Below are 15,024 nucleotides of genomic sequence, written 5' to 3' on the forward strand. Positions count from 1 at the left end.
GCCCCTCGGCCAGATGCTCTTGGACAATTTGTCGTCGAAGCTCATCGCTGTACTTCGTCATGAAAAACACCCCAAAGGTCGGATCAAAATCCAACTTTTGGGGTGCAGTTCAGTTCGGGGCTTTTTTCGCGGAGCGGCAAGCAGCCGCGCCACCCGCGTCAGACCACGGTGATCGCAAGCGCGCTTTCGCGGTAGTGCTTCGCGGCCTTGTCGGTTTCGCCGAGATGCTCGAACAGACGCGCGAGCGCGCGGTGCGCACGCACCTTCAGCGCCTCGTTGTCGGCCAGCTTCAGCGCCGATTCGAGGAACGACTGCGCCTTGCCCCACAATTGCTGCTGCTGGCAGAGGCGGCCGAGCGCGAACAGCAGGTCGGCATCTTCCGGGTGATCCTTCTTCCACCCTTCGGCCTTCTGGATCAGCGGCAGCGCATCGGCGCCGGCCGTGTCCGGGTAACGACGCAGCAGGCGCGCGTCCCAGTTGTGCGCGAGCGCTTCCTCGACGATGCGGCGCGCTTCGTTGCGACGCTCGAGCGGCACCAGCAGGTCGGCCGCAAGATCGGCAAGACGCGGCGACTGGCGCTCGACCGGCGACAGCGACTGCCACACCTCGAGCAGCGCGTCCGGATCGTGCCGGCGTTCGCGCAGCAGGTTTTCCGCGGCCTGCTGGCGCAGCCGCACGGCCGCGGCCGGATGCAGCGCCTCACGTTTCTCCAGCGCCTTCGCGAGCTTCAGCACTTCGGCCCAGTTCTTCAACTGCTGCTGTGCGCGCAGCGCAACCTGCTGCGCATGGATGCGTTTGCCACCCGCCTGCAAGTCAGCCAGCGCGGCGAGCGCGCCGTCGGCATCGCGTGCGTCCGCGCGCATGTCGGCCGCAGCGAGCAGCCGCGCATCCTGCCACTCGGGCGCGTCGACCTTCGACAGCCAGTCGTCGCGGCGCGTGTACTCGTGCATCCGGTGCGCGGCGGTGGCCGCGACGAGGCTCGCCGCGCCCAGATTCGCGTCGACCGACAGCGCCTCACGCGCGGCCTTTTCCGCGCGCGAGAAACGGCCCGCATACAGGTTCGCGATTGCATCGCGCAACGACGCCTGCGCCTTCTCGTTGCGCGAACGCGCGCGATACGCGGCGACCCGCTGCGGCATGCGCCAGATGTTGCGCACGATGCGCAGCAGCGCATACACGACGATGAACAGCACGACGATGGCGATCACGAACAGGTTCAGCGACACGTCGACCCGGTACGGCGGATAGACGAGCAGCACCTGCCCCGCGTCGAAATGCCCGACGGTGGCGAGCGCCGCGGCGATCGCGAACAGGACCGCGAGCCAGACGATTCCTCGAAGCGTCATCGTTACCCCCGGCTCTTGAACTGCTGAACGGCGTTCAGGCTCGTGTTCAGGTTCGGCACCGCGACCGTCAGCGATGCGCCGTCAACCTGCTTGAGCAGATCCTCGACGGTCTGCGTGTCCTTCGATGCCTGATCGAAATACTTCCCGAGCGACGCCTGCGCGGCGTGCAGGTCGGCCTTCATCGCGCTGTCGTTGCGTGCGAGCAGCGACAGCCGCGCGGTGAGCAGGCGCAGCTTCACGTTCTCGCGCACGAAGTAGCCCTGGTCGGGCGACGCGAGCATCGCGTCCGCGTTGTCGATCCGGCGCACCTGCACGAGGCCCTTCAGCTGCTGGCCGAGGCCGGCCGAGAAGTCGTGCCACCACACCTTCCAGCGCGGCTCGCCGGCCACGGCCGACGCCGCGGCGTCGACCGGCGCGGCCTTCGGCGCCTCGTGCGGCACGATCGCCTCGCCGGACAGCGGCAGCGCGTCGATCTTGCCGATCGCATCGTCGAGCTTGATCGCGAGGCCGGTGAGATCAGCCGCCGGCGCGGCCTTCAGCTTCTCGATGTCCAGCGCGAGCGCCTTGCGCACCGTGACGGCCTGCGCGCTCTGCGACGTCGCGAGACGCGCGTCGGCGTTCTGCAGCGCGATCAGCGCGAGTTGCGTGTTGCCGGTCAGCTGAAGCTGCTGGCTCGCGCTCGACAGCATCTGGTCGACTTCCTCGAGCATCCACGCATCGCGGTTGCGCGACAGGTCCTGGTATTGCTGCTGCAGCGCCTGCTGCGCGCTCTGCGCGTCGGCGAGCTTGCCGTCGAGCTGCGCGAGCTGCGTATCGACCTGATGCGTGCTCGCGAGCGCCTGCTCGGTCTTCATGCGCGTTTCGGCCGTCTGCGCGTCGAGCGCCTTCTGGCGCGTGACGAACGAGCCGTCGAGCCGGTCGATCTTGCGGTTCAGCGCATAGCCGCCGACACCCGCCGCGCAGCCGAGCACGACGACGACGAACCACAGCAGCGCGCTGCCGCCGCGGCGCGCGGGCGGTTCGGACGCCATGTACGGGGGTCGAGACGGCGGTGCGGATGCAGCGGCCGGCTGGGAAGCGACGCTTTTGGAATCGTTGGTATCTGTCATGCGTTTAGTCACCGGTGCGGCTGTCGCCGGTTGGACGGCCTCGGCGGCCATCGTTCGAAACGCGCGGACGATGCGCTCATCGCCCGCGCCGGTCAGCGTAATCCTATCAAAACCCAATGTACGCGCGGTCTGCTCGATGCGCGGGTGCGGCGTCACGAGCGGCGCATGCTTCAGCGCATCGATCTCGGCATCGTTCAGGTGCGCCCGCGCGAGTTCGTGCAGGTTGCGCACGCCTTCCGAGCTCGTGACGAGCCACGCATGCGGTGCGCCGTCGAGCAGCGCATGCACGCGCTCCCATGCGCCGACGCGCGGCTCGGGCACGACGCGCCGGTACGCGGCAACGAGCGTGACGTCCGCGCCGGCCTCGCGCAGCCGGTCGGCGAGCCATTCGCGCCCGCCGTCGCCGCGCACGATCAGCACGCGCTTGCCCGCCAGTGCCTCGGCGCCGCCGAATGCGACCTCGATGCACGCGAACAGGCTTTCCGAATCGTAATGGGGCACGCCGCCGTCAGCCGGCGCCTGCGGCGCGATCACGCGATGTGCGGGCGCCGCGATGCCGTGACGCTCAAGCGCCGCGACGCTGCCGGGCCCGACCACGCCGACCGGCAGCGCGTTCGGCCAGATCGCGCCGTACTGCGCGAGCGCGCGGTCGATCGCGTTCGGCGACACGAAAATCACGAGCGCGTAGTCGGCAAGCGCCGCGAACGCGGCGTCGAGCGGCGCCGGATCGTCGACCGGCGCGATGTCGATCAGCGGGAATTCGAGCACGTCGCAACCGGCGTCGGCCAGTTGCCCGGCGAGCGCGTCCGACTGGCCGTCCGGGCGCGTCAGGACGGCGGTGAACGCGCGCGCGCCGCCCGCCATCAGGCGTCGCCCTTGCCGGCCGGCGAGCCGGCGGCGAGCAGTGCGCGGACGATGTCGAGCGCACCTTGCTCCTCGAGATCGTCGGACACGGCGCGGCCGAGCGCGAGCGCATCGGCGACAGTCACGACCGCACCGCACTCCTCGGCCGTCAGCACGCGCTTGCCGTCGGTCGTCGACACACGGCCCGTCAGGTACAGTTCGCCCGCGCGCCACACCGCGTGCGCGGCGAGCGGCACCTCGCAGCTGCCGCCGAGCGCGCGCGACACCATCCGCTCGGCCTCGACCGCGAGCGCGGTCTGCCGGTCGTGCAGCGGCGCGAGCCAGCCGGCGACGTCGTCGCGGTGCGCCGCGATCTCGATGCCGAGCGCGCCTTGGCCGGCCGCGGGCGGGCTCGCCTCGACGTCGAGCAGCGCGCGGATCCGCGCTTCGAGGCCGAGGCGCTTCAGGCCGGCGGCCGCAAGGATGATCGCCGCGTAGTCGCCGCGGTCGAGTTTCGAGAGGCGTGTGTCGAGGTTGCCGCGCAGCGGCAGCACGTCGAGGTGCGGATAGCGCGAGCGCAGCATCGCCTCGCGACGCAGGCTCGACGTGCCGACGACCGCGCCGGCCGGCAGCGCGTCGAGCGACGCGTAGTCGTTCGACACGAACGCGTCGCGCGGATCCTCGCGCTCCATGATCGCGGCAAGCGAGAAGCCGTCGGGCAGCGCCATCGGCACGTCCTTCAGCGAATGCACGGCGAGATCGGCGCGGCCGTCGGCCAGCGCGCTCTCCAGTTCCTTCACGAACAGGCCCTTGCCGCCGACCTTCGACAGCGTGCGATCGAGAATCTGATCGCCCCGGGTCGTCATCCCGAGGATTTTCACGTCACAAGCTGGATATAATTTGCGCAGCGCATCACGCACATGTTCGGCTTGCCACATCGCCAGGCGGCTCTCGCGCGAAGCAATCGTCAACGTCGCGGGCGGCTGTGCCTGTTGCGGCCCGGCCGCAAGGGTCTCGGAATTCATTGCTGGAACATCGAAGGACGGGATTGAAGATCGAACAATGGTAGCACGCACGCCCCGGCCCGCCCGGGCCCGGAGCCTGCGCCCGACCGGCCCCTGCGCGGGTCGCGGCGCCGATGTGCGGATGTGCCGCACGTAGCTGGTTGCTTGACCGCAGTTCCCGCAGTTTTCGCAGTTCCTTTTGACTCGAGCTTTCCCAAGGAAACCCATCGTGAAGTCTTCCGGATCGGCGCGTACGGCGCGCCGCAATGCTGCCCTGTCCTCCTCCGACGCCTCGACGGACACCGTCGCCACCGCCGCGAACGGCCGTGCGAAAACGGCAACGAAACCGAAAGACCCGATACGTCAGACAAAACGCGTGACGAAAACCGCCGGCCCCGCTGCCCGCACGGCCGGCGCGCCGAAGTCCGGCACGCGCACGCGCGAGGACAAGGACGGCCCGCTGTTCGAGGACATCCGCTTCCTCGGCCGCCTGCTCGGCGACGTCGTGCGCGAGCAGGAAGGCGACACCGTGTTCGACGTCGTCGAGACGATCCGCCAGACCGCGGTCAAGTTCCGCCGCGAGGACGACAGCGAAGCCGCGCAGACGCTCGAGAAGAAACTGCGCAAGCTGACGCCGGAGCAGACGGTGAGCGTCGTGCGCGCGTTCAGCTATTTCTCGCATCTCGCGAACATCGCGGAAGACCGCCACCACAACCGCCGCCGCCGCATCCACGCGCTGGCCGGCTCCGCGCCGCAGCCCGGCACGGTCGCATACGCGCTCGAACAGCTGAAGACCACCGGCAACGCGTCGAAGCGCCTGCTGCAGCGCTTCTTCGACGATGCGCTGATCGTGCCGGTGCTGACCGCACACCCGACCGAAGTGCAGCGCAAGAGCATCCTCGACGCGCAGCACGACATCGCGCGCCTGCTCGCCGAACGCGACCAGGAGCTGACCGCGCGCGAGCGCCAGTACAACGAATCGATGCTGCGCGCGCGCGTGACCGCGCTGTGGCAAACACGCATGCTGCGCGACTCACGCCTGACGGTCGGCGACGAGATCGAGAACGCGCTGTCGTACTACCGCGCGACCTTCCTCGACGAGCTGCCGGCGCTGTACGGCGACATCGAGGCCGCGCTCGCCGAGCACGGCCTGTCCGCGCGCGTACCCGCGTTCTTCCAGATGGGCAGCTGGATCGGCGGCGATCGCGACGGCAACCCGAACGTGACCGCGCCAACGCTCGACGAGGCGATCAACCGCCAGGCCGCGGTGATCCTCGAACACTATCTGGAACAGGTGCACAAGCTGGGCGCCGAGCTGTCGGTGTCGAACCTGCTCGTCGGCGCGAACGACGCCGTGAAGGCGCTCGCGGCGGCATCGCCCGACCAGTCGCCGCACCGCGTCGACGAACCGTACCGCCGCGCGCTAATCGGCATCTACACGCGGCTCGCCGCGAGCGCGCGCGTGCGCGTCGGCGAAGGCACGGTGCCCGTGCGCAGCGCGGGCCGCGGCGCGCCGCCCGTGCGCGCGATCCCGTATGCGGATTCCGAAGCGTTCGTCGCCGACCTGAAGGTGCTGACCGCATCGCTCGACGAACACCACGGCACGTCGCTCGCCGCGCCGCGCCTCGCGCCGCTCGTGCGCGCGGCCGAAGTGTTCGGCTTCCATCTCGCGAGCATCGACCTGCGCCAGAGCTCCGACATCCATGAAGCCGTGGTCGCCGAGCTGTTCGCGCGCGCGGGCGTCGAGGCCGACTACGCGGCGCTCGCCGAGGAAGACAAGCTGCGCGTGCTGCTCGCCGCGCTCGCCGATCCGCGCCCGCTGCGCTCGCCGTACATCGAATACTCGGCGCTCGCGCAAAGCGAGCTCGGCGTGTTCGAAAAGGCGCGCGACGTGCGCGCGCAATTCGGCGCACGCGCCGTGCGCAACTACATCATTTCGCATACGGAAACCGTCAGCGACCTCGTCGAGGTGCTGCTGCTGCAGAAGGAGACGGGGCTGCTCGAAGGCACGCTCGGCGTACCCGGCAGCCATGCGAAGAACAGCCTGATGGTGATCCCGCTGTTCGAGACGATCCCCGACCTGCGCGACGCGTCGCGCATCATGCGCGAATACTTCGCGCTGCCGGGCATCGATGCGCTGATCGCGCACCAGGGCGCCGAGCAGGAAGTGATGCTCGGCTACTCGGACAGCAACAAGGACGGCGGTTTCCTCACGTCGAACTGGGAGCTGTACCGTGCGGAACTCGCGCTCGTCGACCTGTTCCGCGACCGCAAGATCACGCTGCGGCTGTTCCACGGCCGCGGCGGCACGGTCGGCCGCGGCGGCGGCCCGACCTACCAGGCGATCCTGTCGCAACCGCCGGGCACCGTGAACGGCCAGATCCGCCTGACCGAACAGGGTGAGGTGATCGCGAGCAAGTTCGCGAACCCCGAGATCGGCCGGCGCAACCTCGAGACGGTCGTCGCCGCGACGCTCGAGGCGTCGCTGCTGCCGCAATCGAACGCCCCCGCGCAACTGCCCGCGTTCGAGGCGGCGATGCAGACGCTGTCCGACTCGGCGATGGCCGCGTACCGCGCGCTCGTCTACGAAACGCCGGGCTTCACCGACTACTTCTTCTCGTCGACGCCGATCACCGAGATCGCCGAGCTGAACATCGGCAGCCGCCCGGCCTCGCGCAAGCTGCAGGATCCGAAGCAGCGCAAGATCGAGGATCTGCGCGCGATTCCGTGGGGCTTCTCGTGGGGCCAGTGCCGGCTGCTGCTGACGGGCTGGTACGGCTTCGGCAGCGCGGTGAGCGCGTATCTCGACGGCGCGCCGGACGACGCCGAGCGCACCAAGCGCGTCGCGCTGCTGAAGAAGATGAACAAGACCTGGCCGTTCTTCGCGAACCTGCTGTCGAACATGGACATGGTGCTCGCGAAGACCGATCTCGCGGTCGCGTCGCGCTACGCGCAACTCGTCGCCGACCGCAAGCTGCGCAAGCACGTGTTCGAGCGGATCGTCGCGGAATGGGAGCGCACGTCGCAGGCCCTGGCGGAAATCACGGGACACGAAGGCCGTCTCGCGACCAACCCGCTGCTCGCGCGCTCGATCACGAACCGCTTCCCGTATCTCGATCCGCTGAATCACCTGCAGGTCGAGCTGATCAAGCGTCACCGCGCGGGCGACACCAACGCGCGGCTGCGCCGCGGGATTCACCTGACGATCAACGGGATCGCGGCCGGCCTGCGCAACACGGGCTGATCCGCATCCGGCGCGGGGCCGCTCCGCGCCGGCCGGCATCGCGAAAGCCGCGATACGCCACCGTGCCCACGGTGCGTATCGCGGCTTTTTTCATCGGGCGGTGAAACGCGCCGGCGAGCCGCGCGGCCCGGTCAGCGCGCGTCGATCAGCAGCGCGTCGTGCTCGAACGAACCGTCGGGCTGCACCGCGTAATAACCGCGCGCCTCGTCGGGCGCATGCGCCCACAGCGCGCGAATGCCGGCGACGCTGTCGGCCGGCGTGCGGATGCGCTCGACCCACGTGTCGAAATCGATCGGCAACCGCCAGCGGCTGTGCACCTGTGCGTCGAAGCCCGCGTCGCGGAACATCGCGAGCCACTCGTCGGCGCGGTAATCGCGCACGTGCGATGCGTCGCGCAGCACTTCCGCAGCCTGCAGGTACGTGTCGAGCAACGGATGATCGTTGCCCGCGATGTCGATCATCAGCACGCGGCCGCCCGGTTTCAGCACGCGGCGCACCTCGGCGAGCGCCGCGCGCATGTCGTGCCAGTGGTGCGCGCTCATCCGGCTCACGACCCAGTCGAACGTCGCGGTGTCGAACGGCAGCCGTTCGGCCGGGCCCTGCTGCGTGCGAATGTTCGCGAGCCCGCGCTCGCGCGCGGCCGCGTCGACGGTCGCGAGCATCGGCGCGGCGAGATCGTACGCGACCACGTCGCGCACGTGCGGCGCGACCGCGAAGCTCGCGTGACCGGCACCGCAGCCGAGGTCGAGCACCGCGGCGTCGGGCGTCGCACGCACTGCGTCGGCGAGCGTCTGCAGATCGGCACCCGTCGCGTGGACCGTGCTCGTCAGATAGGCGGCGGTCGTCGTGCCGAATGCGTCGGCGACCTGGTCGTGGTGTTTCATCGTTCGCTCCTTTGTGCGGTCGACCGGAGTGAGCGCTTCAGCGCCGCTCCAGCCCCATGCACGCGTTTTGTGGGACGCCCGCTGCCTGTCAGCGCGCGAGCCGCTACAATAGGCCTGCGTTTGTACCAGTACAAGTTAAGCAGTTATTCTGGTATTCGATACACCTGTCTGATTTTTGCCGCGTCCTCGCCTCCACTTCGCCGTTTCCGCATGAACCACCCGTCCTCCGCCCCCGTCCCGCCGCTCGACGCCACGCCCGCCCGCGCGCTCGGCGAATTCATCCGCGCCCATCGCGAGCGGCTGTCGCCGCAGGCCGTCGGCCTGCCGCCCGGCCCGCGCCGCCGCACGCCGGGGCTGCGGCGCGAGGAAGTCGCGCAACTGTGCGGCGTCAGCCCGACCTGGTACACGTGGATCGAACAGGGCCGCCCCGTGTCGGCGTCGGCCGACGCGCTCGCGCGGATCGCCGTCGCGCTGCAACTGTCGAAGGCCGAGCGCGCGTACCTGTTCGAGCTGGCCGCGCAGCGCGATCCGGCCGAGCCCGACGTCGCGGGCGGCGATCTGCCGCCGACGCTCGCCGCGACCGTCGCGGCGATCGCGACGCCCGCGTACGTGCTCGACCGGCAATGGAACGCACTCGCGTGGAACGCGCCGGCCGCCGCGTTGTTTTCCGGCTGGCTCGACGGCGAGCACGACCGCAACCTGCTGCGCTTCACGTTCATGTCGCCGGCCGCGCGCACGCTGATCGTCGACTGGGAAACCCGCGCGCGGCGGCTCGCGGCCGAATTCCGCGCCGATTCGATCCGCCACCTGGCCGACGCGCCGACGCGCGCGCTGATCGACGCGCTGACCGCCGGCAGCGACGCGTTCGCGCAGTACTGGGCGTCGCAGGACGTGTTCGAGCGCGAAGGCGGCCTGCGCGAATTCGACCATCCGGCCGACGGCCGCCTCGTGTACCAGCAGATCACGCTGAAGCCCGCGCACCGCGAGGACCTGAAGCTGGTCGTGCTTGTGCGCGACTGAACGGGCCGGGCCACGCCGGGGCAACGGCCGGCGGGCCGCCGCGAACGGCTGCGCGCGTCGGCGGGCAGGCCCGCGAATGTTAGAATCGCGGGATTCCCTCGGCGGCGCACGCCGCCCAACTCCCCTTCGAAGAATCGCCATGACGTCCCAACTGCACAAAAAGGGCGAGGCCTGGTCGGCCCGCTTCTCGGAACCGATGTCGGAGCTGGTCAAGCGCTACACGTCGTCGGTGTTTTTCGACAAGCGCCTTGCGCTCGTCGACATCGCCGGCTCGCTCGCGCACGCGAACATGCTCGCCGCGCAGAAGATCATCAGCGCCGACGACCTGGCGGCGATCGAACGCGGGATGGCGCAGATCAAGGGCGAGATCGAGCGCGGCGAATTCGAATGGCAGCTCGACCTCGAAGACGTCCACCTGAACATCGAGGCGCGCCTGACCGCGCTGATCGGCGATGCCGGCAAGCGCCTGCACACGGGCCGCTCGCGCAACGACCAGGTCGCGACCGACATCCGCCTGTGGCTGCGCGGCGAGATCGACCGCATCGGCGGCCTGCTGAACGACCTGCGCGGCGCGCTGCTCGACCTCGCGGAACAGAATGCCGACACGATCATGCCGGGCTTCACGCACCTGCAGGTCGCGCAGCCCGTCACGTTCGGCCACCACCTGCTCGCGTACGTCGAGATGTTCTCGCGCGACGCCGAGCGCATGCGCGACTGCCGGACCCGCGTGAACCGCCTGCCGCTCGGCGCGGCCGCGCTCGCGGGCACCAGCTACCCGATCGACCGTCACGCGGTCGCGAAGACGCTCGGCTTCGACGGCATCTGCGCGAACTCGCTCGACGCGGTATCCGATCGCGACTTCGCGATCGAATTCACCGCGGCATCCGCGCTCGTGATGACGCACGTGTCGCGCTTCTCCGAAGAGCTCGTGCTGTGGATGAGCCCGCGCGTCGGCTTCATCGACATCGCCGACCGCTTCTGCACCGGCAGCTCGATCATGCCGCAGAAGAAGAACCCGGACGTACCCGAGCTCGCGCGCGGCAAGACGGGCCGCGTGAACGGCCACCTGATGGCGCTCCTCACGCTGATGAAGGGCCAGCCGCTCGCGTACAACAAGGACAACCAGGAAGACAAGGAACCGCTGTTCGACACGGTCGACACGGTCGCCGACACGCTGCGGATCTTCGCCGAAATGGTCGCGGGCATCACCGTGAAGCCGGACGCGATGCGCGCGGCCGCGCTGCAGGGCTTCTCGACCGCCACCGACCTCGCCGACTACCTCGTGAAGCGCGGCCTGCCGTTCCGCGACGCGCACGAAGCCGTCGCGCACGCGGTGAAGATCTGCGACGACCGCGGCATCGACCTGGCCGACCTGACGCTCGACGAGATGAAGCAGGAACTGCCGAACGTCGCGCACCTGATCGGCGACGACGTGTTCGGCTACCTGACGCTCGAGGGTTCGGTCGCCAGCCGCAACCACCCGGGCGGCACCGCACCCGACCAGGTGCGCGCGGCGGTCAAGGCGGCCCGCGCCGCGCTCGGCCAGTAAGCCCGCTGTGCCGGACGGACGCCTTCGGCGTCCGTTTTTCATTCGGGCGGCCGACGTGCCGCCCCTCGCCTTCCCCGCTTCCCGGATGCCGCCGATGACCTTTTCCGCCGCGCTCTTCGACATGGACGGCCTGCTCGTCGATTCCGAGCGGACCATCATGAACACGTGGATCGACGTGTCGAATGCGCACGGTGTCGTGCTGACCGCCGCCGACTACCTGCAGATCGTCGGCCGCTCGTTCGCCGAAGGCCAGGTCATCCTGGCGCGGCTGATCGGCAACCCCGATACGTTCGACGCAGTGCGCACCCGCGTGCGCGAACAGCTCGCGGCGCCCGAACCGCATCCGAAGTTTCCGCTGAAGCCCGGCGCGTTCGCGCTGCTCGACACGCTCGCGCAGGCGGGCATTCCGTGCGCGGTCGCGTCGTCGTCCGCGTGCGACGTGATCCGCACGCGGCTCGACGCGGTCGGCGTGCTGCCGTTCTTTCGCGCGATCGCGGGCGGCGACGAAGTCGCGCGCGGCAAGCCGGACCCGGCCGTCTACCGGCTCGCGGCCGAGCGCCTCGGCGTGCCGGCGCACGCTTGCGTCGCGTTCGAGGACAGCGACTTCGGCGCGCAGTCGGCCGCCGGCGCCGGCGCGTCGGTCGTCACCGTGCCCGACTTGAAAGCACCGACGCCCGAAATCGTCGCGCTGAGCCTGCACGTGCTCGCCTCGCTCGACGATGCGGTCGCGCTCGTGCCGTCGTGGTTCGGCCGGCACGGCACGCAACAGCCTGCGTAGGCCACACGCCGCCAAGCCAAATGCAAACGGGCACCCGAGGGTGCCCGTTTCGTTGTCGCCCACCGACCGGCGTCGCGATGGCGCTTATTTGTTGCCGGCCGTCTCCGACAGCCGCTTCATCGTCGCGATGCGCGCGCCGATCAGGTCGACGCGCCCGTCCTCACCGACGAGCGGTGCGGTCGCATCGCGGAACGCGATCCACGCGCGCTGCGCGCGCACGAGCGTCGCGGCCGAATGCGCGGGCATCTTGCGGCGCAGCTTCTGGTAATAGCGGTTCAGGTCGAACAGCGCGTGTTCGCACGCGGCATCCTGTTCGCACGGCCGCACGCGGCGCACGGCCGGGTCGCGCGGCGCATTCGCCGGCTTGCCGTTCGGCTTGGCCGCACCCTGGGGCGCATCCTGGACCGCGCTCGCGCCGCCCTGCACGCCGCTCGTGGCCGCGACCGGTACGGCGGCGGGCGGCGGCGCATAGCGATCGGCCGCGCCGCGCAGCGCAAGCGCACGGTCGCGCACGGGCTGCAGCTGCAGGTCGGCGCTCGACATCGCGTACGCGGTGCCGCGCGTCGTGTCGTACACCGCCTTCAGCAGATGCACTTCATCCTTGCGCCACGTAAGCCAATGACGCTGGCTGTCCTGCCAGCCGCGCTTCGCGTCGGCCGGCGCATCCTTCAACAGGCGCTGGTAGGCGCCGTCCATCACTGCCTGCCACTGCTGCTGCGCTTCGCCCATGCACTGGATCTGGCCGGCCGTCGACGAACGGTCGCGCCGCGCGAGGCATTGCCGCATCGCGACGTCGATCGGGTCGGCCGCGGCGACTTCCGCATGCGCGACACCCGGCCCAGCCGACCCTGCCGCCCAGACGACGAGCGCGGCCAGCGCCGCGCGCATCGCCCGGAATCGTCCGTGCGTCGCCATCAGTCGCGCACGCAGTCGACGAAGTACTCGACGCGGCCGTTCACCTCTTCCGCGACGAGGCCGTGGATGTCGGTGTGGAAGCCCGGGAAACGCTCGTTGAAGTCGCGCGCGAACCGCAGGTAGTTCACGATCGTCTTGTTGAAGCGCTCGCCCGGAATCAGCAGCGGGATGCCCGGCGGGTACGGCGTCAGCAGGATGCTCGTCACGCGGCCTTCGAGCTCGTCGAGCGGCACGCGGTCGATCTTGCGGTGCGCGAGCTTCGCGAACGCGTCCGACGGCTTCATCGCCGGTTCCATGTCCGACAGGTACATCTCCGTCGTCAGGCGCGCGATGTCGTTCGCGCGGTACACGTCGTGGATCTGCGTGCACAGGTCGCGCAGGCCGACCCGCTCGTAGCGCGGATGCTGCGCGACGAATTCCGGCAGCACGCGCCACAGCGGCTGGTTGTTGTCGTAGTCGTCCTTGAACTGCTGCAGCTCGGTCACCATCGAGTTCCAGCGGCCCTTCGTGATGCCGATCGTGAACATGATGAAGAACGAGTAAAGGCCGGTCTTCTCGACGATGATCCCGTGCTCGGCCAGGTACTTCGTGACGATCGCGGCCGGAATGCCCGTCTCGCCGAATTCGCCGTCGACGTCGAGCCCCGGCGTGATGATCGTCGCCTTGATCGGGTCGAGCATGTTGAAGCCTTCCGCGAGCGGGCCGAAGCCGTGCCAGTGGTCGTTCGGCTTCAGCATCCAGTCTTCGCGCGAACCGATGCCCTCTTCCGACAGGTTGTCCGGGCCCCACACGCTGAAGAACCAGTCGTCGCCGTATTCGGCGTCGACCTTGCGCATCGCGCGACGGAAATCGATCGCCTCGGCGATCGATTCCTCGACGAGCGCGGTGCCGCCCGGCGGCTCCATCATCGCGGCCGCGACGTCGCACGACGCGATGATCGCGTACTGCGGGCTCGTCGACGTGTGCATCAGGTACGCCTCGTTGAAGCGGTGCTTGTCGAACGTGCGGTTCTCCGAATCCTGCACGACGATCTGCGACGCCTGCGAGATACCGGCGAGCAGCTTGTGCGTCGAGTGCGTCGCGAACACGAGCGCGCCCGTGCGCGGACGGCCGTCGCCGATCGCGTGCATGTCGCGGTAGAAGTCGTGGAACGTCGCATGCGGCAGCCACGCTTCGTCGAAGTGCAGCGTATCCAGCAGGTCGCCGAGCAGGTCCTTGATCATCTCGACGTTGTAGACGACGCCGTCGTACGTGCTCTGCGTGATCGTCAGGATCCGCGGCTTCATGTCCGGGTTCTCGCGCAGCGCCTCGCGCGCGAACGGGTTCGCCTCGATCTTCTTGCGGATGTTTTCCGGCTTGAATTCGTCGCGCGGGATCGGCCCGATGATGCCGAAATGGTTGCGCGTCGGCGTGAGGAACACGGGAATCGCGCCCGTCATCGTGATCGCATGCAGGATCGACTTGTGGCAGTTGCGGTCGACCAGCACGATGTCGCCCGGCGCGACTGTCGCGTGCCAGACGATCTTGTTCGACGTCGACGTGCCGTTGGTCACGAAGAACAGGTGGTCGGCGCTGAAGATGCGCGCCGCATTACGCTCGGACGCGGCAACCGGGCCCGTGTGGTCGAGCAGCTGGCCGAGTTCGTCCACCGCGTTGCAGACGTCCGCGCGCAGCATGTTCTCGCCGAAGAACTGGTGGAACATCTGGCCGAGCGGGTTCTTCAGGAACGCGACGCCGCCCGAGTGGCCCGGGCAGTGCCACGAGTACGAGCCTTCGTCCGCGTACTTGACGAGTTCCTTGAAGAACGGCGGCGCGAGCGAGTCGAGATAGACCTTCGCCTCGCGGATGATGTGGCGCGCGACGAACTCCGGCGTGTCCTCGAACATGTGGATGAAGCCGTGCAGTTCGCGCAGGATGTCGTTCGGCAGATGGCGCGACGTGCGCGTCTCGCCGTACAGGAAGATCGGGATGTCCGCGTTGCGGCGGCGCACTTCGGTGACGAACGCGCGCAGCTCGATGATCGCGGTCGCGAGCTCCGGCAGTTCGCCGTCCGGGCCGGTCTCGCCGAGCATGAGTTCGTCGTCGTCGATCGACAGGATGAAGCACGACGCGCGGCTCGACTGCTGCGCGAACGACGTCAGATCGCCGTAGCTCGTGAGGCCGAGGACTTCGACGCCCTCCTTCTCGATCGCTTCGGCCAACGCCCGGATGCCGGAGCCCGAGATGTTCTCGGAGCGGAAATCTTCGTCGATGATGACGACGGGAAAACGAAACTTCATGGGCGATTCTCCAAAAAGAACGACCGCGGCGCGTCACGCGCAGCGGTCACCCG

General features: G+C 69.1%; 10 protein-coding genes. 4 read left to right on the forward strand and 6 right to left on the reverse strand.

The genetic code is table 11. From position 1 onward, the window contains the following. Positions 1-158 precede the first annotated feature (158 nt). From ACTRWB_RS25425 to hemC, 3 genes are read right to left on the reverse strand one after another with little or no spacing between them, the layout of a single operon-like run. A complete protein-coding gene (locus ACTRWB_RS25425; RefSeq protein ID WP_129512713.1) occupies positions 159-1,346 on the reverse strand; it encodes a heme biosynthesis protein HemY in 1,188 nt (395 codons plus the stop codon). Positions 1,347-1,348: 2 nt separating this feature from the next. After that, positions 1,349-3,319 (reverse strand): fused uroporphyrinogen-III synthase HemD/membrane protein HemX, encoded by a 1,971-nt coding sequence (gene hemDX, locus ACTRWB_RS25430; protein WP_446903494.1) that lies wholly within the window; start codon positions 3,317-3,319, stop codon positions 1,349-1,351. After that, positions 3,319-4,323: a hydroxymethylbilane synthase gene (gene hemC, locus ACTRWB_RS25435; RefSeq protein WP_343493632.1), complete on the reverse strand. Its 1,005-nt coding sequence runs from the start codon at positions 4,321-4,323 to the stop codon at positions 3,319-3,321. Before hemC ends, hemDX begins: the two co-directional genes overlap by 1 nt. Positions 4,324-4,531: 208 nt before the next feature. Here hemC and ppc point away from each other — a divergent pair, with 208 nt between their 5' ends. After that, positions 4,532-7,546, forward strand: a complete 3,015-nt coding sequence (gene ppc, locus ACTRWB_RS25440; protein ID WP_446903495.1) for a phosphoenolpyruvate carboxylase — start codon at positions 4,532-4,534, stop codon at positions 7,544-7,546. Positions 7,547-7,677: 131 nt separating this feature from the next. Here the strand turns inward: ppc and ACTRWB_RS25445 are convergent, their stop codons facing one another. Next, positions 7,678-8,430 carry a class I SAM-dependent methyltransferase gene (locus ACTRWB_RS25445; RefSeq protein ID WP_446903496.1) on the reverse strand — a complete coding sequence of 251 codons (753 nt, stop codon included), beginning with the start codon at positions 8,428-8,430 and terminating at the stop codon, positions 7,678-7,680. Between the two features lie 210 nt (positions 8,431-8,640). On the opposite strand from ACTRWB_RS25445, the gene ACTRWB_RS25450 reads away from it, so the two are divergent. From ACTRWB_RS25450 to ACTRWB_RS25460, 3 genes are all read left to right on the forward strand, one after another. Then, on the forward strand, positions 8,641-9,450 hold the full coding sequence (locus ACTRWB_RS25450) for a helix-turn-helix transcriptional regulator (RefSeq protein ID WP_129512718.1): 810 nt from the start codon (positions 8,641-8,643) through the stop codon (positions 9,448-9,450). Between the two features lie 139 nt (positions 9,451-9,589). Then, positions 9,590-10,999, forward strand: a complete 1,410-nt coding sequence (argH, locus tag ACTRWB_RS25455) for an argininosuccinate lyase (protein ID WP_047898756.1) — start codon at positions 9,590-9,592, stop codon at positions 10,997-10,999. A 94-nt stretch (positions 11,000-11,093) separates the two neighbouring features. Further along, complete coding sequence (locus tag ACTRWB_RS25460; protein WP_446903497.1) at positions 11,094-11,777, forward strand: HAD family hydrolase; 684 nt, start codon at positions 11,094-11,096, stop codon at positions 11,775-11,777. Positions 11,778-11,861: 84 nt separating this feature from the next. On the opposite strand, the gene ACTRWB_RS25465 is transcribed toward ACTRWB_RS25460, so the two are convergent. Together ACTRWB_RS25465 and ACTRWB_RS25470 are read right to left on the reverse strand one after the other, a co-directional pair. Then, a complete protein-coding gene (locus ACTRWB_RS25465; RefSeq protein ID WP_412023209.1) occupies positions 11,862-12,692 on the reverse strand; it encodes a lysozyme inhibitor LprI family protein in 831 nt (276 codons plus the stop codon). Beyond that, on the reverse strand, positions 12,692-14,971 hold the full coding sequence (locus ACTRWB_RS25470; protein ID WP_006497175.1) for an arginine/lysine/ornithine decarboxylase: 2,280 nt from the start codon (positions 14,969-14,971) through the stop codon (positions 12,692-12,694). Before ACTRWB_RS25470 ends, ACTRWB_RS25465 begins: the two co-directional genes overlap by 1 nt. Between the last annotated feature and the right edge of the window lie 53 nt (positions 14,972-15,024).

Source organism: Burkholderia sp. YIM B11467, from assembly GCF_052952715.1.

Bases quoted from the DNA above. Each gene is read 5' to 3' on its own strand.
- ACTRWB_RS25425 (WP_129512713.1), bottom strand. From the start codon at position 1,346: ATGACGCTTCGAGGAATCGTCTGGCTCGCGGTCCTGTTCGCGATCGCC.
- hemDX (WP_446903494.1), bottom strand. From the start codon at position 3,319: ATGGCGGGCGGCGCGCGCGCGTTCACCGCCGTCCTGACGCGCCCGGAC.
- hemC (WP_343493632.1), bottom strand. From the start codon at position 4,323: ATGAATTCCGAGACCCTTGCGGCCGGGCCGCAACAGGCACAGCCGCCC.
- ACTRWB_RS25445 (WP_446903496.1), bottom strand. From the start codon at position 8,430: ATGAAACACCACGACCAGGTCGCCGACGCATTCGGCACGACGACCGCC.
- ACTRWB_RS25450 (WP_129512718.1), top strand. From the start codon at position 8,641: ATGAACCACCCGTCCTCCGCCCCCGTCCCGCCGCTCGACGCCACGCCC.
- argH (WP_047898756.1), top strand. From the start codon at position 9,590: ATGACGTCCCAACTGCACAAAAAGGGCGAGGCCTGGTCGGCCCGCTTC.
- ACTRWB_RS25460 (WP_446903497.1), top strand. From the start codon at position 11,094: ATGACCTTTTCCGCCGCGCTCTTCGACATGGACGGCCTGCTCGTCGAT.
- ACTRWB_RS25465 (WP_412023209.1), bottom strand. From the start codon at position 12,692: ATGGCGACGCACGGACGATTCCGGGCGATGCGCGCGGCGCTGGCCGCG.
- ACTRWB_RS25470 (WP_006497175.1), bottom strand. From the start codon at position 14,971: ATGAAGTTTCGTTTTCCCGTCGTCATCATCGACGAAGATTTCCGCTCC.